The organism is Actinotignum saccati (assembly GCF_051265055.1).
Taxonomy (GTDB): Bacteria; Actinomycetota; Actinomycetes; order Actinomycetales; family Actinomycetaceae; genus Actinotignum.
This window is the reverse complement of record NZ_JBOZCC010000008.1, coordinates 73,332-93,663: the sequence shown is the minus strand read 5'-3', so window position 1 is coordinate 93,663 and position 20,332 is coordinate 73,332. Positions and strand designations below refer to the sequence as shown.

General features: G+C 61.4%; 18 protein-coding genes, 4 tRNA genes and 1 pseudogene. 16 read left to right on the top strand and 7 right to left on the bottom strand.

Going from position 1 to position 20,332, the window contains the following annotated elements; genetic code table 11:
* Positions 1-73 precede the first annotated feature (73 nt).
* The 4 genes from ACRQEC_RS07590 to ACRQEC_RS07575 all read right to left on the bottom strand — a co-directional run bounded on the left by ACRQEC_RS07590 (position 74) and on the right by ACRQEC_RS07575 (position 586).
* Positions 74-181, bottom strand: a complete 108-nt coding sequence (locus tag ACRQEC_RS07590) for an LPXTG cell wall anchor domain-containing protein (RefSeq protein WP_369281067.1) — start codon at positions 179-181, stop codon at positions 74-76.
* A 118-nt stretch (positions 182-299) separates the two neighbouring features.
* A tRNA-Phe gene (locus tag ACRQEC_RS07585) sits at positions 300-375 on the bottom strand.
* Between the two features lie 39 nt (positions 376-414).
* Positions 415-488 (bottom strand) — tRNA-Asp (locus tag ACRQEC_RS07580).
* A 25-nt stretch (positions 489-513) separates the two neighbouring features.
* Positions 514-586: transfer RNA gene (locus tag ACRQEC_RS07575), tRNA-Glu, on the bottom strand.
* Positions 587-857: 271 nt separating this feature from the next.
* Between ACRQEC_RS07575 and ACRQEC_RS07570 the strand changes: the two genes are divergently transcribed.
* The 4 genes from ACRQEC_RS07570 to ACRQEC_RS07555 all read left to right on the top strand — a co-directional run bounded on the left by ACRQEC_RS07570 (position 858) and on the right by ACRQEC_RS07555 (position 5,212).
* Positions 858-2,879, top strand: coding sequence for a mechanosensitive ion channel domain-containing protein (locus ACRQEC_RS07570; RefSeq protein WP_284890299.1), 2,022 nt, complete (start codon positions 858-860; stop codon positions 2,877-2,879).
* Positions 2,851-3,327, top strand: a complete 477-nt coding sequence (gene msrB / locus ACRQEC_RS07565) for a peptide-methionine (R)-S-oxide reductase MsrB (RefSeq protein WP_284890300.1) — start codon at positions 2,851-2,853, stop codon at positions 3,325-3,327. The genes ACRQEC_RS07570 and msrB overlap by 29 nt, the downstream gene beginning before the upstream one ends.
* A gap of 86 nt (positions 3,328-3,413) precedes the next feature.
* On the top strand, positions 3,414-4,211 hold the full coding sequence (locus ACRQEC_RS07560; protein WP_284890301.1) for an endonuclease/exonuclease/phosphatase family protein: 798 nt from the start codon (positions 3,414-3,416) through the stop codon (positions 4,209-4,211).
* Between the two features lie 74 nt (positions 4,212-4,285).
* Positions 4,286-5,212 carry an AEC family transporter gene (locus tag ACRQEC_RS07555; protein WP_087069764.1) on the top strand — a complete coding sequence of 309 codons (927 nt, stop codon included), beginning with the start codon at positions 4,286-4,288 and terminating at the stop codon, positions 5,210-5,212.
* 152 nt (positions 5,213-5,364) lie between these two features.
* Here ACRQEC_RS07555 and ACRQEC_RS07550 read toward each other — a convergent pair whose 3' ends face one another.
* Both ACRQEC_RS07550 and ACRQEC_RS07545 read right to left on the bottom strand, forming a co-directional pair.
* The gene (locus ACRQEC_RS07550) at positions 5,365-6,876 is read right to left on the bottom strand and encodes an AI-2E family transporter (protein ID WP_284890302.1); all 1,512 of its coding nucleotides are present in this window, start codon (positions 6,874-6,876) and stop codon (positions 5,365-5,367) included.
* Positions 6,877-7,015: 139 nt separating this feature from the next.
* Positions 7,016-7,723, bottom strand: a complete 708-nt coding sequence (locus tag ACRQEC_RS07545) for a hypothetical protein (RefSeq protein ID WP_284890303.1) — start codon at positions 7,721-7,723, stop codon at positions 7,016-7,018.
* Between the two features lie 106 nt (positions 7,724-7,829).
* Here ACRQEC_RS07545 and ACRQEC_RS07540 point away from each other — a divergent pair, with 106 nt between their 5' ends.
* The 5 genes and pseudogenes from ACRQEC_RS07540 to ACRQEC_RS07520 all read left to right on the top strand — a co-directional run bounded on the left by ACRQEC_RS07540 (position 7,830) and on the right by ACRQEC_RS07520 (position 10,377).
* Positions 7,830-8,144, top strand: coding sequence for a DMT family transporter (locus tag ACRQEC_RS07540; protein ID WP_284890304.1), 315 nt, complete (start codon positions 7,830-7,832; stop codon positions 8,142-8,144).
* Positions 8,144-8,512, top strand: coding sequence for a DMT family transporter (locus tag ACRQEC_RS07535; protein ID WP_284890305.1), 369 nt, complete (start codon positions 8,144-8,146; stop codon positions 8,510-8,512). The genes ACRQEC_RS07540 and ACRQEC_RS07535 overlap by 1 nt, the downstream gene beginning before the upstream one ends.
* A 55-nt stretch (positions 8,513-8,567) precedes the next feature.
* On the top strand, positions 8,568-9,269 hold the full coding sequence (locus ACRQEC_RS07530) for a hypothetical protein (protein WP_087069759.1): 702 nt from the start codon (positions 8,568-8,570) through the stop codon (positions 9,267-9,269).
* Positions 9,247-9,429: pseudogene (locus ACRQEC_RS07525) on the top strand (helix-turn-helix transcriptional regulator); the annotation flags it as partial. The gene ACRQEC_RS07530 and the pseudogene ACRQEC_RS07525, both read left to right, overlap by 23 nt.
* A 264-nt stretch (positions 9,430-9,693) precedes the next feature.
* On the top strand, positions 9,694-10,377 hold the full coding sequence (locus tag ACRQEC_RS07520; RefSeq protein WP_284890306.1) for an ImmA/IrrE family metallo-endopeptidase: 684 nt from the start codon (positions 9,694-9,696) through the stop codon (positions 10,375-10,377).
* On the opposite strand, the gene ACRQEC_RS07515 is transcribed toward ACRQEC_RS07520, so the two are convergent.
* Positions 10,372-10,448 (bottom strand) — tRNA-Lys (locus ACRQEC_RS07515). The genes ACRQEC_RS07520 and ACRQEC_RS07515 overlap by 6 nt on opposite strands.
* A gap of 191 nt (positions 10,449-10,639) precedes the next feature.
* Between ACRQEC_RS07515 and ACRQEC_RS07510 the strand changes: the two genes are divergently transcribed.
* From ACRQEC_RS07510 to pstB, 7 genes are all read left to right on the top strand, one after another.
* Positions 10,640-11,266 (top strand): hypothetical protein, encoded by a 627-nt coding sequence (locus ACRQEC_RS07510; RefSeq protein ID WP_284898559.1) that lies wholly within the window; start codon positions 10,640-10,642, stop codon positions 11,264-11,266.
* 213 nt (positions 11,267-11,479) lie between these two features.
* Positions 11,480-14,719, top strand: a complete 3,240-nt coding sequence (locus ACRQEC_RS07505) for an RNA degradosome polyphosphate kinase (protein ID WP_016442258.1) — start codon at positions 11,480-11,482, stop codon at positions 14,717-14,719.
* Positions 14,720-14,848: 129 nt separating this feature from the next.
* Positions 14,849-15,802, top strand: coding sequence for an NUDIX hydrolase (locus tag ACRQEC_RS07500; RefSeq protein ID WP_016442259.1), 954 nt, complete (start codon positions 14,849-14,851; stop codon positions 15,800-15,802).
* Positions 15,803-16,044: 242 nt separating this feature from the next.
* A complete protein-coding gene (gene pstS / locus ACRQEC_RS07495) occupies positions 16,045-17,157 on the top strand; it encodes a phosphate ABC transporter substrate-binding protein PstS (RefSeq protein ID WP_039898602.1) in 1,113 nt (370 codons plus the stop codon).
* Positions 17,158-17,198: 41 nt separating this feature from the next.
* Positions 17,199-18,311 (top strand): phosphate ABC transporter permease subunit PstC, encoded by a 1,113-nt coding sequence (pstC, locus tag ACRQEC_RS07490; protein WP_301575474.1) that lies wholly within the window; start codon positions 17,199-17,201, stop codon positions 18,309-18,311.
* Between the two features lie 11 nt (positions 18,312-18,322).
* Positions 18,323-19,432 (top strand): phosphate ABC transporter permease PstA, encoded by a 1,110-nt coding sequence (gene pstA, locus ACRQEC_RS07485; RefSeq protein ID WP_231366658.1) that lies wholly within the window; start codon positions 18,323-18,325, stop codon positions 19,430-19,432.
* Positions 19,433-19,455: 23 nt separating this feature from the next.
* Positions 19,456-20,235 carry a phosphate ABC transporter ATP-binding protein PstB gene (gene pstB, locus ACRQEC_RS07480; RefSeq protein WP_320756048.1) on the top strand — a complete coding sequence of 260 codons (780 nt, stop codon included), beginning with the start codon at positions 19,456-19,458 and terminating at the stop codon, positions 20,233-20,235.
* Positions 20,236-20,332: the final 97 nt, after the last annotated feature.

The window sequence follows — 20,332 nt, the reverse complement described above, 5'->3', positions numbered from 1 at the left end:
GAAAATAGCACGCGCGAGAACAACCCTGGAAACCCCCACCCAACAACCAGAAAGCTAAATCAAGGACGGTACACTAGGCGCGCTTCTTTCTGGTCTTTCTGGCGACGACGCCGCTACCGGCCACGAGCAATCCGCCAGCAATAAGCGCTGTGGCTTCGGTGGAGGCTCCCGAGTTGGCCAGACGTTTCGCCGGCTGGTTGGTTGCGGGAAGGTGTGTGGTATCTCGAACGGGTCACCAAAATGCAGATAGTGAGGATGTGTGAATGCTGAGAAGTGGTGCTGTAGCAATAGAGAAGAGGTGGTGGCTCCGACCGGCGTCGATCCGGTGACCTTTCGATTTTCAGTCGAACGCTCTACCAACTGAGCTACAGAGCCGAAAGAGAAACACCCGGTTTCCCGGGCGTTCTTCCTTCGCGACCCCGACGGGACTTGAACCCGCGACCTCCGCCGTGACAGGGCGGCGCGCTAACCAACTGCGCTACGGGGCCATTTGCTAGGCAAATAACCATCGCGTACCCCCAACGGGATTCGAACCCGTGTTACCGGAGTGAAAGTCCGGCGTCCTAGGCCTCTAGACGATGGGGGCTCAAGAACGTTGTTCTCAAAGCGTCCCCGCTGAGGGAACGGGTATAAGCTTACGTAGGATTCCAGGTCTTAGCAAATTGAACGAGGGTGTTCTCGATCACCAAGCGAGTTTTCCGCGGTAATCCGCGCCTTTCAGGGAGGTGACCACGCTGCGCGCGGGCGGCGTCGTACCAGATAGGAGGCTTGTGGGCGCTTCCCGGCGGTCTCACGCCGGAGGCGAAAGAAGTTCGACGCCGCTTTTTCTGTCGTAGGCACCTACTAGGCTTTCAGACATGAACGCATCGGTACTCGCGGTGGCCCCGGCCGCCTGGAAAACGCTCTCGCTCGCGCCCTGGCTGCGGGCGGAAAGTGAGGCGCCCACGCCGGAACCCACCCCCACCTCGGATCTGCATGAAGTTGCCGAACAGGCCGTGGCTGCCACGGTTGATATCGCGCAGCTGCTCGGGGTGTGCCTGCTGGGTGCCCTCATTGGCTGGGTGATTGCCGTGGTTATCGTTGCGGTGGTCAAGGCCGGTTTCCGGCGCCATACCGGGCTTATCGATGTGGTGCGCGGCATCCAGGTGCCCGCGCAATTCACCCTCGCGGTGGTCGGGGCGCGTTTCGGGCTGTTCTCTTATATGGAGAATTTCCCGGAACAGGATCGGCCTAATTGGTCGCCCGTGCTCAAACACTTGCTGCTTCTTCTCATTATCGCGGGCCTGACCTGGCTGCTTGTCGGCGTGGTGAACGGGGCAGCGCGCTCCTACCTCAAATTCGTGGAGCGGGTAGCGGAAACGCGCTATCGGCGGGTGCAAACTCAGCTGCAGATTCTGCGGCGCCTGGCGGTAGCCCTCCTTATCGTGATCGGCCTGGCCGCCATGCTCATGACCTACCCGGGCGCAAAAGCCGCCGGCGCCTCACTTTTCGCCTCCGCGGGCGTGATCTCCCTGGTTGTTGGTATTGCTGCGCAATCCACCCTGGGCACGCTGTTCGCCGGGCTGCAGCTAGCCTTCTCGGATTCCATCCGCGTCAATGACATCGTCATTTGGGACGGGAATATGTGCACGGTTGAGGAAATCACGCTCTCCTATGTGGTCCTCAAAGTCTGGGACGGCCGGCGCCTCATCGTGCCCTCCAATAAACTCACCTCCACCACGTTCGAAAACTGGAGCCGGCGCGATCTAGACATTATGGGATCGGTGGTTCTCCAACTGGACTGGAGCGCCCCCATCGCAGAACTACGTGCCGAACTTGACCGCATCCTTGCCAATACTGACCTCTGGGATGGTGATACCGGCATCCTCGTGGTGGGGGATGCCTCCAGCCCCAACGGCCTGCAAGTCTCCGCGATAGTCTCCGCTTCCTCACCCGGCGAACTCACCGACTTGCGCAACCACGTGCGCGAAAAGCTCATCGTGTGGTTGCAGAACAACGCCCCGGATGCCTTCCCGCACACCCGTTTTTATAACGACGACGCAGCCCCTTCCGCCCCCGGTACCCTTGCCGCGGAAAGCGATTCGGAGCAGGCAGGAAGTAGCTCGGAGCAGCTGGGAAGCGATGCGGCTGGTGAATCACGCGAAGCTGAGGCGGGGGAATCTGAGGAATCCAAGAAATTGGTGGCCGGGAGCTCTGGTGAGCGTGCCGAATCTGAGGAGCGCGCGGAGTCCGAGGCGCACGCAGAGTCCAAGGCGCACGCGAAATCTAAGAAGCGTGCGAAAACTGCAAAGCAGGCCAAGCCCGCGGCTCGCCCAGTCACCCGCACCTCCATCGGTGCCCAGGAACAAACCGAGCCGGATACCACTTTCGACCCGCAGGACTACCAAGAAACCCGCATTCTCTCCGCATCCGATATTGAAGCAGCGGTGCGCCCGGAGCGGGTACCGGTAGCCAGCCGGCCTGAAAGTCCCGCTGGCACGGAAGGTCCGGCCACTCGCATTCGGGAGGGCCATGAAGCTTCGCTATTCACCGGATCCATCCAAGCTGAAAAACGCGGCCAAGAATTCTCCGGCCCGGGTGCCGAAGTGCTGGCAGAGCGGGAACACAATGCTGCGCGCCGCACCGGCCAACAAGAACCCATCCACGAAGCCGGCAAAGTCCCCTCAGAATCATCGGCGCCTCCTACCGCCGTCTTCCCGGCCGTATCCGGAGAAATAACCGAACCTGATAACGCCAAGCAAGCTGATAACGCCAAGCAAGCTGGCGCAACTAAGCAAAGCGAGACCGCTAAGCAGCCTGAAGCAGCTAAACAAAGTAGCGATAGCGAGGAAAATGAAGAAAGGAAAAGCCATGGCACAGATGCTCCCGCAAAGCGATGAAGAATGGGCAAGGGTCCTCACCCCGGCCGAATTTACGGTCCTGCGCCAAGCGGGAACCGAAGTACCCTTCACCGGCGAACTCCTGAACGAAAACCGCGAAGGAATCTACCGATGCCGGGCCTGCGGGGCAGAACTCTTCCGCTCCACCACCAAATTCGATGCCGGATGCGGCTGGCCCAGCTTCTATGACCCCTCCCGCAGCGAAGCCGTGCGCACAGACGTCGATTACAAACTCGGCTACCCCCGCACCGAAGTCCGGTGCGCCACCTGCGATTCCCACCTCGGGCACGTCTTCCCCGACGCACCCCACACACCCACCGGCCAGCGCTACTGCATGAACTCCGTCGCGCTCACCTTCGAACCCGAAACCCAGCCCGCGCCCGGCTCCCACACCGAGCCCACGCCCGGGCCGCTACCTGATTCCGCAAACACGTCCACAACCGCATAGATTCGGTAGAATCACCCGTGTTGCACACCGCACCCCAGGGACTCCCCGGGCGGCGATGTCCACCGGGTCGCGACAAAGGAGAAACCATGCCGAGCCTTCATGTCATGTCCGCTAACCTCCAACAAGGTAAGCCCTCACGGCGCCCGCGCCCGGGCACGGACAAAGTGACATGGCAGCGGGAATCCATTAGCAAAGCCATCCGGCTCATCACCGCCGCCGGCCCGGAACTCCTCGCCCTTCAAGAAGTCAAAGTCACCACCGCCGGCGGAGACCTCTACGCGCCCCTCCTCGCTGCCGGCAACTACCACGAAGCCATCTTCGCGCCCACCAAAAATGAGCGCGGCCGCCTCCGCGCCACCAAAAAAGGGGAAGCCCGCGGGGTCGGCACTGCGCTCCTCTCCGTCTACCCCATCGGTGCTCGCGAGGTCATCAACTTGCCCGTCCACCAGCAAGAAACATGGCTGAAAACCCTTCGGACAAATATCGGGATCGGTGAAATTCCCCGGGTTGCGATCCTTGCGGAAATCAAGGTGGCGCCCGGGCACTCCGTCGTCGTTGCCGCAACGCACCTCACGTACACGTACCGCCTCAACGTGACGCAACTACGCACCGTAGCGGGCGCCCTCGCCGGATTCGCCCAGCGTTACGGGCTAGAGAACGCCCCGCGGCTTATCATCGGGGATCTCAATATTCGCGGCTGCGAAGTACCTCTGGCGGCCACCGGATTCGAAGCCGCCGCAGAAGCCCTCACCTACCCCTCCGATGAGCCAGAGAGCCAAATTGACCATATCCTCGGAACCGGGGTTGAGGTGCGGGCCGCGGAAAACCTCTTCCTGCCGCTCTCCGACCACCGCGCACTACGCGCCACCGCCGTCTGGAAATAGATTCCGCTCGCTGCTGCCCGCCCGCTCGAGACGCGCCCTCACGCCCGAACGACTCTGTCTACACTAGTGCTGTTATGGCCTCAGTACTGCTCAACTTTTGGGTGATTATCGCGATTATGCTCGTCGGCTACCTCGTCGCGCGCTGCAAAATCGTACCCCCGGGAAGCGACCGCACCCTCACTCAGCTGGTCTTCTACACCACGCTGCCAGCCCTCATGTTCACCACCCTCGCCAACTCCAACCCGGCATCCTTCTTCGGGGTGAACGGGCTCGCCAATATCATCTCCTCGGTAGGAACCGGACTCATCTATACGGCCCTAGCCGCCACCGTGCTCAAAAGCCGCGGAACCGAACTCACCGTTGGCGCTCTCGTTGCCTGCTATACCAATATCGGCAACCTGGGCGTGGCCTTCCTCGTGGCCATCACCGGCGACCCCACCCCCGCCGCACCCATTCTGCTCTTCCAAATCCTCGTGATGGTGCCGGTCTTCTTCTCCATCCTCGATAACCAAACCGGCAAGAAAACCGAAGGGCTGTGGCGCACCATCCTCTCCCGCCTCAAAAACCCGCTACTTATCGCGGTCTTCGCCGGACTGATGGTCGCCCTCCTCAAGATCCCCATCCCGGAACTCATCTCCGCGCCCCTCGAAAAAATGGCAGGCGCAAACGTGCCCATTATTCTGCTGGCTATGGGGATGTCTCTGCGCGGCGCGCGCCTACCCCGCTTCGGGCGCGAAAGTGCACCCCTCATGCTCGGCATCTTCTGTCGCCTCGTCCTCGGGCCGCTCATCGCTTTCGGTGCCGGCTACCTCCTGGGCGCGCGCGGCGAGGCCCTCATGGCCATCGCCATCATCGGGGCATTCCCCACCGCCAACAATGTGTTCGTTTACGCGCACCGCTACCGCTCCGGCGTCACCATGGCCCGCGACGCCGTCATCATCACCACGGTCGGCTCACTCCTCGTCATCCTTCTCATTACCGTTATCGCGCAAACGGTATAAAGGCGACTTTGGTTGAGGATGCCCGTGCGAAGATCGCGCCGAACGGTAGACGCGCTTTCGGTATGAGGACCCGCTCCGCCGAGCCGTGAGGCCACCGCGGCGGAGTGACCTGCCACGGAGCTACTGAGCTATTGGGATCCTCTACCGGGCTACTACCCCTTGACCGGGTTGTAATCCGGGCCGGGTTCCTCCCCGTCCACCTCGAAATTCGGCTGGTCGAAAGCGTAATCCGGGTCCGGAGCCGCGGGCGTGGGGGAATTAATATCCGCGCTATCGACCACGCGTTCCTCCCCGCCCAGGGTGTGCGACGCCGCCCTCGCCGTGACCGGCGAGGGAGATTCCTCAGCGCGGGTATTGAGCTCCTTCGCGTTATATTCGAGGAGCTGCTTGGCCACCGCGGTCCCCGCCAAATCGCGCAAATCCAATTCGGGAAGCTCCGTGAGCGGCTTATCCGGGGTGCGGCGCAGCACCTTAAACACTTCCCACACAATCGAAATCAGCGGAATCACAATAATCGCACCCAGCAGCCCGGCCACAAAAGTACCGGCCGTCACGCCCACCGCAATCACCACCGGGTGGAGCGAGACCTGATGGCCCATAATGAGCGGCTGGAGCACATGCCCCTCGAACTGGCCGATCAGCGCCACGCCCACCAGCACCACCAGGGAAATAACCACGCCCTTCGTGGCCAGAGCCACCAGCGCCGCAATAATCATGGCCGCCGGCGCACCGAACAGCGGAATAAAGGCACCGATGACCACGAGCGTCGCCAGGGGAGCGGCCAGCGGCACCCCGCACGCCACCAGCAGAATCGCGGCCATCACCCCATCGCATAGCGCAATAAGAATGGTGCCGCGCGCGTAGCCGGAGAAGCTGTACCACCCGGCAGTGGCCGCCGCGTGAGTGCGCCGCCGCGCCCGATCCGGGAGCACATTAATAAACCACAGCCACATATTTTTCCCGGCCGCCAGGAAGAAAATCGAGCAGAAAAGCGCCAGCGCGATCAAGGTGAAAGCCAAAGCCACCGTGCCGGCCTGCGAAAGCGCCGTCGACGCAATATTTCCCGCGTTATTCTGCAAGTACGTAGCCGCACGTTCGATACCCTCGTTCAGGCCCTCGCGCAGCTCATCGACCGTAATATTAATCGGAATCGGCCCGTTCGCAATCCAATTAAAAATGCCATCCAGGCCGCGCTGCATCTGCTCGGACAGGCTCGACCACTGATTCGCCACCGAATCAATAATCCAATAAATAATCCCGCCCAGCGCCGCGAACAGGCCCAGCAGCGCCAGCGCCGTCGCCAGCGCCCGCGGCATAATCCGATCCAAAAGATTGACAATCGGATGCAGCAGCGACGTCATGACCAGCCCGAGGAACACCGCCACCAGCACCCACTGCACCGAAGCCGCCATGTGGAAAATTCCCCAAATGGCAATAACCACGCCGATGAGGAGCCAGGCGCTCACGCCCCACGTCACCAGAACCGGCTGCACCCCGGCCGGATGAATCTCCACAACGGTGCGCTGCGAACGCCCGCCGCTATCGGCCGGGTCCTTCGCGTAACGCTCCACGGCCTCTTCGGCCACGCGCTCAATCTGTTCGCGCCGCGACACCGCCGAGCGAATCCGATCCATCAGGGAGGGTGACTTCTTTGATTCCTTCACAAGCTTTAGCTTACTGAAGAACGGCCCGCGCCGGGCGCGTTACGAGGCAGTGCCGTGCCGTGCGCGGGCGCGTTACGATGCGGCGCCGCGCTCGGGCGCGCTGCGCGCGGTGGTACGACGCCGCCGCCACCTCGCCGCGCTACTCATTTGGCCGCAGCAGGTCAATTTCGCTTTCCAGCCACTCGGCGAGCTCACCGGCGGCAATATGCGCATCAATCTCCACCTGCTCATCGGGCTCCTCAATGCCGACGAGGAAGGCCTCTCCGCATTCCCCGAAGGGCACCGCGATGACCTCGCCATCCTCGCTGCCCGCCCACCAGAACTCCGGGCTGTAGCCGGCGGCGGCCAGAGTCTCCCACACCACCCGGGCGCGCTCCTCATATTCGGGAGTGAAACGCCCCACCGGCGTACTCCACGCATCGGGCAAACCGTCCGGAATGCGCGGGAACACCGCGGCCGGATCGCGCCCCTCAAGCATCTCAGCAGGCACAATACGCGGAGTATCCCGCTCGCTCACCCGCCCGGGGGCTATCGGAGTGAGCTCCAGCTGCTCGTCGGTGAGATCACCGGCCCGGAAGCGGGCGGTCCCCAGGGCCACCACCTGCCCGGCCAGCGCAGCCATATCAACCTCACCTTCGCCCAGCTCGGAAAGAAGCGCCACGGCCCCGGTGGCGGAAGTATCCACAGGCGTGGCGGAGAGCACGAGGGCGGCGTCGTCGGAAAGAATACGGCGCTGCTCCGAGCCGTTCGCGTGCGTGATCGCAACAAGGCAAAAACCCTGCTCGGAAGGGGTGATATCGAGCGCGGCAACGGGCTGGTCGGAAACGGTGAGCGAGGTGATATTCATGCTTCGAGGATACTCCCCGGCGCACGTGCTAACCTGGGCCCGGGCGCACCAACCGCCGCGGACGAGGGAGCCGTACCCGCCCAGCGCAAAGACGGCCACAATTCTTATGGCGTGGACTATTTTGCTCCTTTCCGGAGCACTCGAAACCGTATGGGCAGCAGCCCTCGAAAAATCTGAACACTTTTCCCGGCGCGGCCCGGTCGCGGTTTTTCTGCTGGCACAAACACTCTCCCTGCTCGGCCTGGCCTGGGCCATGCGCGAAATCCCCACCGGCACGGCCTACGCGGTCTGGGTGGGCGTGGGCGCGAGCCTCACGCTGGTCTACGGCTGGCTGAGCGGCCAAGAAAGCACCTCGCGCGCTCGCGTGCTGCTGCTTATCGTGCTTATCGCTTCGGTGGTGGGACTCAAGGTGGTGAGCTAATGGCCTGGGCGATTCTGGTGGGTTCCGGTATTTTCGAAGCAATATGGGCGACGGCGCTCGGCGATTCGCGCGGACTCAGCCGCCCGCTGCCGGCGATTGTGTTCGGCGTGGCGCTCATTGTATCCATGTGGGGGCTTTCGCGGGCGCTGCGCGAAATTCCGCTCGGCACGGCCTACGCGGTGTGGACGGGGATCGGCGCGGTGCTCACCGTAGCAATTGCGGCCGTGCGGGGAATGGAGGAACTCAGCGTGCTGAAAGTGGTGTTCCTGTGTGGGGTCGTCGGCGCGGTGGTCGGGCTGCGAGTGGTGGAACGGGGTGAAGAGCGTGGCGGTAAGAGGCCGGAAAACCGTTGTTCTACTTCAAAATAGAGCCTAGTTCCAATGTTACTTTCCTGCTTATAATATAAGCAGTGGAGGTATGGTCATGAATGCTGACGATATGTGGGAACTGGGTAACCGCACAGAAAATGAGGTAGGGGCAGTCCTGTTCAACTACCTATCGCTGGCTATTAGTAAGGCTGACCACGCCACTAAAGATTTTCCCGCTGAAGATTACGGTTGGCACCGGTCAATGACCGTTCGGGCTCATTTAGGGCTCGGCCTAGATCAGGGCGGTTTGCCGGGTGGGTACATCGTCGGCGGCAACCGTAGCAGAATGGGGCAGCTCATTATCCTGAACCATGAGCAAAACGTTCGCATTCGTATCCTAAAGGAGCGCTGGGATTATCCGGGCGGTATCCCTATTGCCGGCTATAACCGGGCGCGGCGCGATTATTATGAGGTGAATAGCGAGACGCTCAACCGCCAGCTGGCCTTGCCTGTCGTTGATCCGCAGGCGAAGGATATGGAGATAACGAGCGATACTCTCAACCTCATTATGGGCTGGAATTTCAAGGATCCTGAGAATATGGATCAAGGATTCACGGCGCGGTTGGTGGCTCCGCTGGAGGCAGGGGAATACGGTAAGCCTGTCAAGTCCCTCTTTTCCATAGATATCCGCCCGGATACAAGTATTGCGTACAATGACTTAGTTTTCGCGCAGGGGGACAGTATTCCGAATTGGTTCAATCCCGTGGGCTGGGAGGAAGAAAACGAGGCAAGTGATGGAAGGGCCAGTCTTTTATAGTGAGCGTTTGGAGCTCCTCAAAGATCTTGAAGCTCTTACCCAAACTGAGCTCGCGGAAGCCCTGGGAGTGCGGCAGTCATTTATCTCGCAGATCGTTAATCAAACTCGCCCCTTTCCGGACGGTCTTGCTGCGCGAGCCAGTAGCGTCTTCAAATACCCCCTCACTTTTTTCAGCGTGCCACCCACGGTATTCGATACCGCCGTGGCAACTTTCCGCAAAAAGAGTGCGGCGTCGGCGCGGGCAGAACGGCAGGTGGTTCAGAGTGTCCGCGAAGCCAGCAGGGCATGGAATTACACGTCGAAAGCTTCCGGGTTCCGGGAATTTCCGGGTGCTTTGAGGGCTAAACATTTCGCGGCCCCGGAGGATGCGGCTTTTCACGCGCGGAAAATATCGGGGCTGCCGGCAGATGCGCCTATCCGAAATATGACTCAATTCGCGGAAAACCTCGGCGTCGGAGTTGTGCTCAACCTGATGGGTCCGCAGAAAACCCCGGGGCATCTGGGTGCGAGCATACCCATGCGGGAAAATTCTCGTCCGCTCATCGCGCTGACCGGCCCGACGGAAGGTGGCCGAACTCGTCTGACCGTTGCGCACGAATTGGGGCACCTTCTTTTCGACGCCGATCTGAGAGTACCCATCAGGGGCACCCGTTCCCCGGAAGAAAACCGGGCCTTTGATTTTGCCGGCGCGCTCTTGGTTCCGGAAAAAGTGATGCGCGAACGGATCGATGAGCACACAACCATGCGCGGCTTCTTGGAAGTCAAAGCCGATTATGGAATAAGTGTGGCGGCGCTTATTGTGCGCGCCGAGCGCCTCGCTATCATTAGCGCCGACCGCGCCCGCAGCCTGCATATCCAACTCTCCTCGCTCGGGTGGAAAAAATCGGAGCCGATCCGCATCAAGGTGGAAAAGCCGTCGCTCTTTGCGCAAGCGGCCGCGCGAGTATGGGGGAGTCGCTCCCTGGCGTTCAAAATGTCCCAAACGCTTGGGATCCCCGCGAAAGCTACTGATAGGTGGCTAGGGGATTCTGAACCGGAAGGGCCGCAGGATGAACAGGGTGCGATCAGTAAGGTGGTGTCCCTCGACGAGCGAAAGAGAAAATGGTAGGCCCCGTGGGATTCGAACCCACAACCCTTGGATTAAAAGTCCAGTGCTCTGACCGTTGGAGCTAGAGGCCCACGAAGTAGTGTAGCGCGCTTTGGCCCGGTGGTAAAAGTAGGGTCGAATTTGTGTGGAAATCCGCATCCTGGAACTCCTTTACGTAATCGGCGGAAAACAGCTCAAAGCCGCACTAAGGCCCGCTTTGAGGTGCGACAATAGAGGAGTGAGCGAGCGCACTGGCGCGCCCCGAGCGAGTGGAGGAAAAATTATGGCTAGCAGTTTTCGCCGTCCGGCCCAGATGAAACCGGACCAGCTCGAGTCGATCGAAGGTGAAGCGGACGTCGCCTACCACAGCGAGCTTGCCCACACCGCGGCCCAGGCGCTGCTGCCCGGCTCCGGTTACCACACCGAAGATCCGGAGGTACGTGCCCGCGTGCTCGACCTCGTCGCCACCGAAGGTATCGACGTCATCGCCGAAGCATGGGCCCGCTCCCCGGAAGACACCCTTCCCGGAATGCTGTGGCGCGGCTACTTGCTGCGCGAATGGTTGCGGCGTTTCCCGAACGACGCCGCCGCGCGGCTCACCGTCGCGCGGGAAAAGCTCGGCTCCCAGGGAGCTGATGGAGTGGAGAAACTGGAGAAAACCCCCACTCTCGGGGAGGTGCAATCCAGCTGGGATGAGGTGTTTGCCGGTTCTTTCGGCGGGGACTTCGCGGAGGTGCTAGCCAGCTCGGCTCGCCTGTGTGACACCCTTGCCGAAGTGGATCCGCTCTGGATCCCCAGTGATGAGCACCCGCTGGCCACGCCGGTCACGCGCCGCGATGCTGCGCTGCTGGAAACGGCGCGGGAATTCCGCGCGGCCGGAGCCCGGGCGGTGCGTGGCACGCTTTCCTAGCGGAGCTGTGCCGTTCCGGGAGGGGAGCCGATCTGCATTTGCGGGAAGTGCTCCGTTTCGGTAGCAGTGCTGCCCCGCTCGGGAATTCACGGTCTCGGGGAGGGCGCCCCTCTGGCGGAGGGGCGCTGCGCCGTCGTTCGTTTGCTTGGACGTAACTTTTCTGTCGTCGTGATCGACTACGGTTAAGAGGTAGCAGGAAAAAGGAGCCCTCCTATGAGTATCGTTAGCGGATCACCGCAGCCGGACCAGGCCGCGCTTTTTAATCAGCTCGCCCAGGAATGCTTCGCGGCGGATGGTGTTGTGCCTTTCAGTGAGCAAACCCTTCTTGATATTGCCGCGGGTGCGGAAAGTTCGCGGGTGTGGACTCTCGGGGATCCCGTGGTCGGGGTGGCTCATTCCGGGCGCACCGGGGATGTGGAATTGGCCGTGCGTCCGGAGGCCCGCGGCAAGGGTGCCGGTAAGGAATTGCTGCGCACCGTTCTGGATGCGGGGGAAACCGCGGTGTGGGCGCACGGAGATCTGCCCGCCGCGCAGGAACTCGCGGCATCTTCCCAGCTCTACCCAGGGCGTACCCTCCTCGTTTTGGAACGTCCGGTTACGGAAGAAAATCCTGCTCCCGCGCTGTGGACTTTGCCGGGGATCGTGCTGGCTCCGGTGGATCCTGCCGCTGATTTGGAGGATATTGCGCGCCTCAATGCGGAGGCTTTTGCAGATCTGCCCGATCAGGGCCAGCTCACCGCGGAGGATCTGCGCGAACGCATGGAAGCGCCCTGGTTCACGCCGGAACTCCTAGTAACGGCGCGCTCCCAAGGTGAACTCGTTGGTTTTGTGTGGCTCAAGCCGAATGTGCTTGGGGGTGGCTCTGGTGCTGCGGGCACGGCTGGCGAATCGGCTGCGGGTGAAGCCAATGCGGCCAGCGAACCGAGCGAAGCGAATGTGCTGGAACTCTACGTTCTCGCGGTGGCACCGGAACACCGCGGCAAGGGCATCGGGAAGCTCCTGACCGCCTGGGCCCTTGTTACCACTGGCTCGCGGGGCTTCTCGCGCTGCATTCTCTACGTTGATGCCGCGAATTCCGCCGCGGTGCACGTCTACGGAAAAGCTGGGTTCACGCAGGCGGAACGGCATGTTCGCTATGAATTGCAACCCGAACCGGCCCTCTCCGCCACCCGTGCTCGCCTGGCGGCCCGGGAGGGTGCCAGCGCTGTGGAACCCACCCCGCACGAAACTTTCCTGCAGGCGGTGCGGCTCGGCTCCCCGGTCTCCACGAAATCCCTCACGGATATGGCTAAGGAATCCCGCAAACTCGCCAAGCGCTCCGCGAAAGCCCCGGAGGAATCCCAGCTTCCCGAAGGTCGTTTCGCGGATCGGGAACTCTCCTGGCTGGCTTTCAATGAGCGGGTGCTGGAGCAGGCAGAGGATGAAACCCTGCCGCTCTTGGAACGCGCCTGGTTCCTCTCCATTTTCTCCTCGAACCTCGATGAGTTCTTCATGGTGCGGGTGGCTGGTCTCAAGCGCCGTATTGATACCGGCATCGGAGTGGTGGCCGCATCCGGCCTCACCCCGCGCCAGGTGATGAAAGGCATCGCGGAACGCACCCATGAACTGACCGCGCGTCAAGCGAAAGTCTATTCGGAGGATATCAAGCCTAAACTCGAAGGCCAGGGCGTTTTCATCCGCCGCTGGAATGAGCTAGATGCGCAGGTACAGCAGCGCTTCTCTAAGCTATTCAAGGATGAGATCTTCCCTGTCCTCACCCCGCTCGCGGTGGATCCCTCCCATCCCTTCCCGTATATCTCAGGTCTGTCCCTCAACCTCGCCGTCGTCCTCAAGGATCGGCGCGGTTCCTCCGCTTTTGCGCGGGTGAAAGTGCCGGATTTGCTCCCGCGTTTCCTCATGATTGGAGAAGATGGCACTGCCTACAGTCCGGAAAACGTTCCGGTGGAGGCCGGTAGCGATATTGAATTCCTGCCCCTGGAGGAACTTATCGGGCACCACCTGGGTGAGCTCTTCCCCGGTATGGATGTGCAGAGCTACGCGACCTTCCGGGTTACCCGTAATGAGGACCTCGAAGTCGAAGAAGATGACGCAGAAAACCTCCTCACCGCGCTGGAACGCGAATTGCTCCGGCGGCGCTTCGGGCCGGTGGTGCGCCTGGAAGTAGATGAGGATATGGATGATGCCACCCTCAGTTTCCTCCAGAAGGAAATGAGCGTGAGCTCCTCTGATACCTACCGCCTACCCGCGCCCTTGGATTTACAATCCCTGGAGCAGCTTCACGATCTGGATCGGCCCGGGCTCAAATACCCCAAGTACGTTCCGGTCACGCCTACGGGGCTCACCGATGCCGAATCAGCCAAACCCGCGGATTTCTTTGCCAAGCTGCGTGATCATGATGTGCTGCTTCACCACCCCTACGAATCTTTCTCCACCTCGGTGCAGCAATTCATCGCCCAGGCAGCCGCGGATCCGCAAGTCCTGGCCATTAAACAAACCCTGTACCGCACGTCGGGGGATTCCCCCATCGTCAATTCGCTCATCCGCGCGGCCCGCGCCGGGAAACAGGTCCTCGCCATCGTGGAGATCAAGGCACGTTTCGATGAGCAGCGCAATATTGAGTGGGCACGCAAGCTAGAGCGCGCCGGGGTCCATGTGGTCTACGGAATGATCGGGCTGAAAACCCACTGCAAGCTCGCACTGGTGGTTCGCCAAGAATCCGATGGCCTGCGCCGCTACTGCCACGTGGGTACCGGCAACTACAACCCGAAAACCGCCCGCGGCTATGAGGATCTGGGCCTGCTCACCTCCAACCGGGATGTAGGCCAGGATCTCACCCGGCTGTTCAACCAGCTTTCCGGCTACTCCCGGCAGGAACGCTTCCACCGGCTCCTCGTGGCGCCCACCGGCATCCGCTCCGGGCTTATCGACCGGATCGAACGCGAAATTGAAAACAAGAACGCCGGCAAACCCGCGTGGGTGAAATTCAAAGTCAACTCCATCGTGGACGAAGCCATGATCGACGCCCTCTACCGGGCCAGCCAAGCTGGTGTGAAAGTCAGCATCCAGGTGCGCGGAATCTGCGCCCTGCGTGCCGGCATCCCCGGGCTCTCGGATAACATCAAGGCTCGTTCCATTCTGGGGCGCTACCTCGAGCACTCGCGTATCTACGCGTTCTGTAACGACGGCGACGCGGATGTCTTCATCGGCTCCGCCGATCTCATGCATCGCAACCTAGATCGGCGTATCGAAGCCCTTATCAAGATCACGGATCCGGATATGGTGGATCGCCTGGTAGAGCTTGTGGATGTTGCCACCGCGGATACCACCAGCTCGTGGCACCTGGGCCCGGACGGGTGGGTGCGTCACAACCTCAGCCCGAAGGGCCGCCCGCTCGTCGATATCCAGGAGCTGCTCATGAAGCAGGCACGCTCACGCGTGGCAGGAGGGGACTAGAAAACCTGGGCCGCCCCGGCCCGCCGGCAGCGGTCCGGCCCAGAATCTGCCGGGAAAGCTGCGGCCAGGGCTTCGCGGGACAACCGCGGGTGCGCACATATCCGTAACGACTATGCCGAAGGGGGAGTGATGGGCAGCGTTCATGCTGCGGGCGCCGTTGTATGGCGTAAAAAAGCAGGCGAATTCCAGGTGCTACTCGTACGCCGGGATAGCTATAAAGACTGGTCTTTCCCCAAGGGTAAATACAAGCCCGGCGAAGGCCCGCGCATGGCAGCCGTACGGGAAGTCTACGAAGAAACCGGCGAATATATCGCCCTGCAGCGCCCCCTGCCCTCCATTGGCTACACCCTCTCCTCGGGGAAAAAGAAACGGGTCTTTTACTGGGTGGCCCGCCCGCTCACACCGCGCTCCCGGCCAGTCGCCGCCCGCCCGGAATTCCCCAAGGCCCACCCCGGCGAAATCACCCGATCACGCTGGATGAACGCGGAAACCGCCCTCGAAAAACTCAGTTATAAAGACGAACGTGCCATGCTCAAACGCGTCCTGAAATACTGGGAACGCGGGGAACTCACCACCCGTGCGGTGCTGCTAGTGCGCCACGCCCGCGCCCAAAAACGCTCGGCCTGGAACGGAAGTGAAAAAACCCGGCCCCTCACCCCGCACGGAGCCGCGCGGGCTCGCACCATCAGCGCGGTGCTCAGCGTATACGGCGTGGACCGGCTCGTTTCCTCCCCCTGGCAGCGCTGCACCGCCACCATCGCCCCCTACGCGCAGGCTTCCGGAGTTTCCCTCACCTGCGTCGCCGCACTCACCGAACACTCCCACGCGAAGAACCCCGGCGGAGTGCGTAAAACCATCGAAGGGGTACTAACAGACAGCGGTGCTCCCGCGGCGGTCAGCTTGCATCGCCCCACCTTGAGCACAGTTATCGACGTCGTTAAAAAACACGGCGGCCACCACGTGCGCGAAAAGCTCCCCGAGGAAGATCCCTACCTCAAAACCGGAGAAATCCTCGTCGTCCATATGAAAGACAAGCACGCGGTAGACGTCGAGCGCTTCCGCCCCGTCCACACCGAGCTTTAGCGACCGTGTGTCTAGCGGCCAGCGTGCAGGCTGTTCCCGTGAGCGTGCCCTGTGTACCCCGTGTGCCCAACGGGCCCGCACAGCCAGCCACATACCCAGAGCGCTCTGTGAGACATGCTACAAGCTCGTTAACCTTCTGTTTACCTCCGGTGCGGGTCACCGTAACCCACGCTTCCTAGGCTCGAACCAGCGAGCGCCGAAACGGGCGTTCCTGAACACGCAAGGATTAAACAGTGAAGACCATGAAGATCTCGGCACTTGCGGGTGCCACCGCTCTTGCTCTGACCCTTTCCGCCTGTGGTGGGGACGCAACGACTTCTGCCACCACCGAAGCCGCCAAGGGGGACACCACCACCCAGGCCGCGGATAGCGGCTCGAACCTCTCGGGTACTATCTCCGGTTCCGGTGCCTCCTCGCAGCAGAAGGCGCAGCAGGCCTGGCGCGATAACTTCACCATTGCGAACTCGGGCGTGACCGTCAATTACGAGCCCACCGGCTCGGGCACCGGCCGCCAGCAGTTCCTCTCCGGCCAGGTGCAGTACGCTGGCACGGATTCGGCTCTCAAGGCCGAAGAACTTACCAAGGTCTCCAACGCCTGCAAGACCGATGTGGCCGTGGAACTGCCCGTCTACATTTCCCCCATCGCGATCGCTGTGAACCTCGAAGGCGTCAAGGAGCTCAAGCTCGATGCTCCCACCATCGCGAAGATCTTCTCCGGCCAGATTGAGAAGTGGAACGACCCGGCGATTGCCGCCACCAACTCCGGCGTCAAGCTTCCTGACGAAACCATTATTCCGATCCACCGCGCGGAAAAGTCCGGCACCACCGGTAACTTCCAGTCCTACCTGGAAGAAGCTGCCCCCGAAGTCTGGACCTACGGCTCGGAAGAAACCTGGCCGATCCAGGGCGGTCAGTCCGCCGAATCCACCTCCGGCGTGGTCCAGCTGGCGCTTTCCACCCCGAACTCGATCATCTACGCCGACTACTCCCAGATTGAAACCCTCACCCCGGTGAAGGTCAAGGTTGGCGATGAGTTCATCGGTCCCGAACCGGAAGCCGCCGCCCGCGTGGTGGATGACTCCCCGGCCGCCGAAGGCGCCACGGATACCCTCCTCAACAAGGACCTCAAGCGTGACGGCTCCGTCAAGGGTGCCTACCCGGTCGTCATGCTCTCCTACCTCATCGGCTGCCAGGAATACAAGGATGCCTCCACCGGTGAACTGGTCAAGGCGTTCTTCACCTACGTCGTCTCTGAAGAGGGCCAGAAGGCCGCCTTCGCCGCCAACGGTGGTAACGCCCCGATTTCGGAAACCCTGCGCACGCAGGCCATGGCCGTTATCGATACCATCAAGTAAACACCGGTTAGACAACCGAATACCTCTATCTGAAAGTCGATATGACTGAACGAGATAACGCAGCCGGGGAGGTTCTTGAGCGTAACGCTCAGGAAACCTCCCCGGAGGTGGGTCAGACTGCAGTGCCGGCCCGCCCGAGCAAACGCGCGCGTCGCCGCGTTGCAGACACAACCTTCAACGGCCTAGCCATCGGTGCTGGAGCATTCATCATCCTCATCCTGGGTGCCGTTTTCATCTTCCTGCTCCTCGAGTCATATCCGGCATTCATTGCCGGTAAGGAAGAAATCTCCGAGACAGCAGATTTCACGAAGGGGATGGGATTCTGGCAGTACGCCGGGGCAGCCCTCTTCGGCACCGTGCTTTCCGCACTCCTGGCTCTCGCCCTTGCCGTGCCCTTCGCGGTGGCGATTGCGCTGTTCATTTCGCATTTCGCGCACCGGCGCTTCGCCTCCGTCCTCGGTTACATTATTGACCTGCTCGCGGCCATTCCCTCGGTGGTCTTCGGCCTGTGGGGTATCCGCACTCTCGAACCGATTGTGCGCCCCGTTTTCGAATGGGTCTCCAATGTGCTCACCCCGCCTCTTCAGTGGTGGGTGGATCACGTTCCATTCATGGGTGAAGAAGGCGGACTGGCCCAATTCGACTGGTGGCCCCTGCAGCCCAGCCTGGTGGCTTTCACGCCGCCGGCTCGTAACATCATGATGGGCGGCCTGGTACTGGCCATTATGATCCTCCCGATTATCACCTCGCTGTGCCGCGAAGTGTTCCTCCAGACGCCGAAGCTGCTGGAAGAAGCGGCCCTTGGCCTGGGCGCCACCCGCTGGGAAATGATCAAGATGACCGTGCTCCCGGTGGGGCGTTCCGGTATCGTTTCCGCGGCTATGCTGGGCCTGGGGCGCGCCCTGGGCGAAACGATGGCGCTCCTTATGGTGCTCTCGGCGGGTCTGCAGGTGAACTTCAACCTCTTCTCCCCGGGCCAGCACTCCACCATCGCCTCCCAGATCGCCCTGAACTTCCCTGAAGCTCATCCCGGTCTGCAGCGCCAGGTCCTTATCGGTATCGGCCTCATGCTCTTCGCCCTGACCTTCGTGGTCAACTGGTTGGCGCGGCGCGTTCTGGCCCGGTACGCAGAATTCTCAGGAGCGAATGCCTAATGAGTACTGACGTGACACAGACCCCCGCCAGCCAACCCGACGGCGGAGCGCACGCTATTCCGGTCGAGCCGGCTGTCAGCGAAGGCACGCCGATCTTCGCCTCCGAATACGGGCGCCTGCCCAAGTTCTTCAACTGGGCCGTGCTCATCGTGTGCATGCTGGCTTCCTGGCTACTTTTCCACTTCGGTTTCAAAGCGGATTCGCTTTTCGGCGCGGTCCTGGTGGGACTCCTTGTCTTCTTCCTCGTTATCCGCATTGTCGGGTACGCGGTAGAAGGCCCGCGCCGCGGCGCCAACCGCATGGCAACCGTGCTCATCACCAGTGCTTTTGCGCTCGCGGTTCTTCCGTTGCTCTCGCTGCTGTACACGGTGATCGTGGAAGCCCTTCCGGTTCTCAGCTACTCCTTCCTCAATAATTCCACCCTCGGCATGTCCCTGCCCGGCGCTCAGCCCGGTCTCGGCCACGCCATCGTGGGCACGCTTATTATTACCGGCATTACGGCGCTCATCGCCATTCCGCTCGGTGTTCTGACGGCCATCTACCTGGTGGAATACAATAGGGGCGGCTGGTTCGGGCGCTCGGTGACCTTCCTGGTCGATATCATGACGGGCATCCCGTCTATCGTGGCCGGTCTCTTTGCCGCGGCGATTGTTCCGGTGCTCGCCCCCGCGCTCGGGTTCCGCAATGGCATCATGGGCGCCGTCGCCCTTGTTGTTCTTATGACGCCGATCGTGGTCCGCAATACCGAAGAAATGCTGCGCATCGTCTCCAATGAATTGCGCGAAGCATCCTACGCGCTCGGCGTGACGAAGTCCCGCACTATCATCAAGGTGGTGCTGCGGACCGCGCTGCCGGGTATCGTTTCCGGTTGCGTGATCGCCATCGCCCGCGTGATCGGCGAATCGGCCCCGCTGATGATTACCGCCTCCGTCTCGGATACGTTCAACTACTCCTTGTTCAACGGCCCGATGATGACGCTCCCGGTGTTCGTCTACTCGCAGTTCAAGGCCAATAACCTCGACCTGGCCTGGGGCGGCGCGCTCGTCTTGGTGTTTATCGTGCTGGTATTCAACTTGCTGGCGCGCTTGATTGCTCATATCTTCGCCCCGAAGGGCCGCTAACGCGGCAGCCGAAAGGAAAAACAGTGCCTCAGGGAATTAGTGTTCGTAACGAGAGCATTTACTACGGTGATTTCCTCGCCGTGGAGAACGTCAATGTGGATATCAAACCGAATTCGGTGACCGCGCTGATCGGCCCGTCCGGGTGCGGCAAATCCACGTTCCTGCGTTCCCTCAACCGTATGCATGAAGTGATCGACGGCGCCTACGTGACCGGCGACGTCTTCATCGACGGCAATAATATTTACGGCCCCGGGGTGGACCCGGTGACCGTCCGTCAGCACGTGGGCATGGTCTTCCAGCGTGCGAACCCGTTCCCCACCATGTCGATTCGCGACAATGTGCTGGCGGGGATGCGGCTCAATTCGCAGAAGATCAAGAAGTCCGACGCGGAGGAAATCGTGGAGCGCTCGCTGCGCGGCTCGAACCTCTGGGAGGAAGTGAAGGACCGCCTCGATAAGCCGGGTTCCTCGCTTTCCGGCGGCCAGCAGCAGCGCCTGTGCATCGCCCGCGCCATCGCGGTCAAGCCCGAGGTGCTCCTCATGGACGAACCGTGCTCGGCCCTCGACCCGATCTCCACCCTCGCGATTGAGGACCTCATGAACAGCCTCAAAGAGGAATACACGATCGTGATCGTGACGCACAATATGCAGCAGGCGGCGCGCGTCTCGGAAATGACCGGCTTCTTCAATATCGCTGGGACCGGCAAGCCCGGCCACCTCGTGGAGTTCGACCAGACGGAGAAGATTTTCTCCAACCCGACCCACAAGGAAACCGAAGATTACGTCTCCGGGCGCTTCGGCTAAACCGGATAAAAGCTCCGCTGTTTACCTTGCGAACTGTGCCGCGCGGGAACTATCCTGCGCGGCACAGTTGTGTTGTGGATGCTATATGAGTACGACG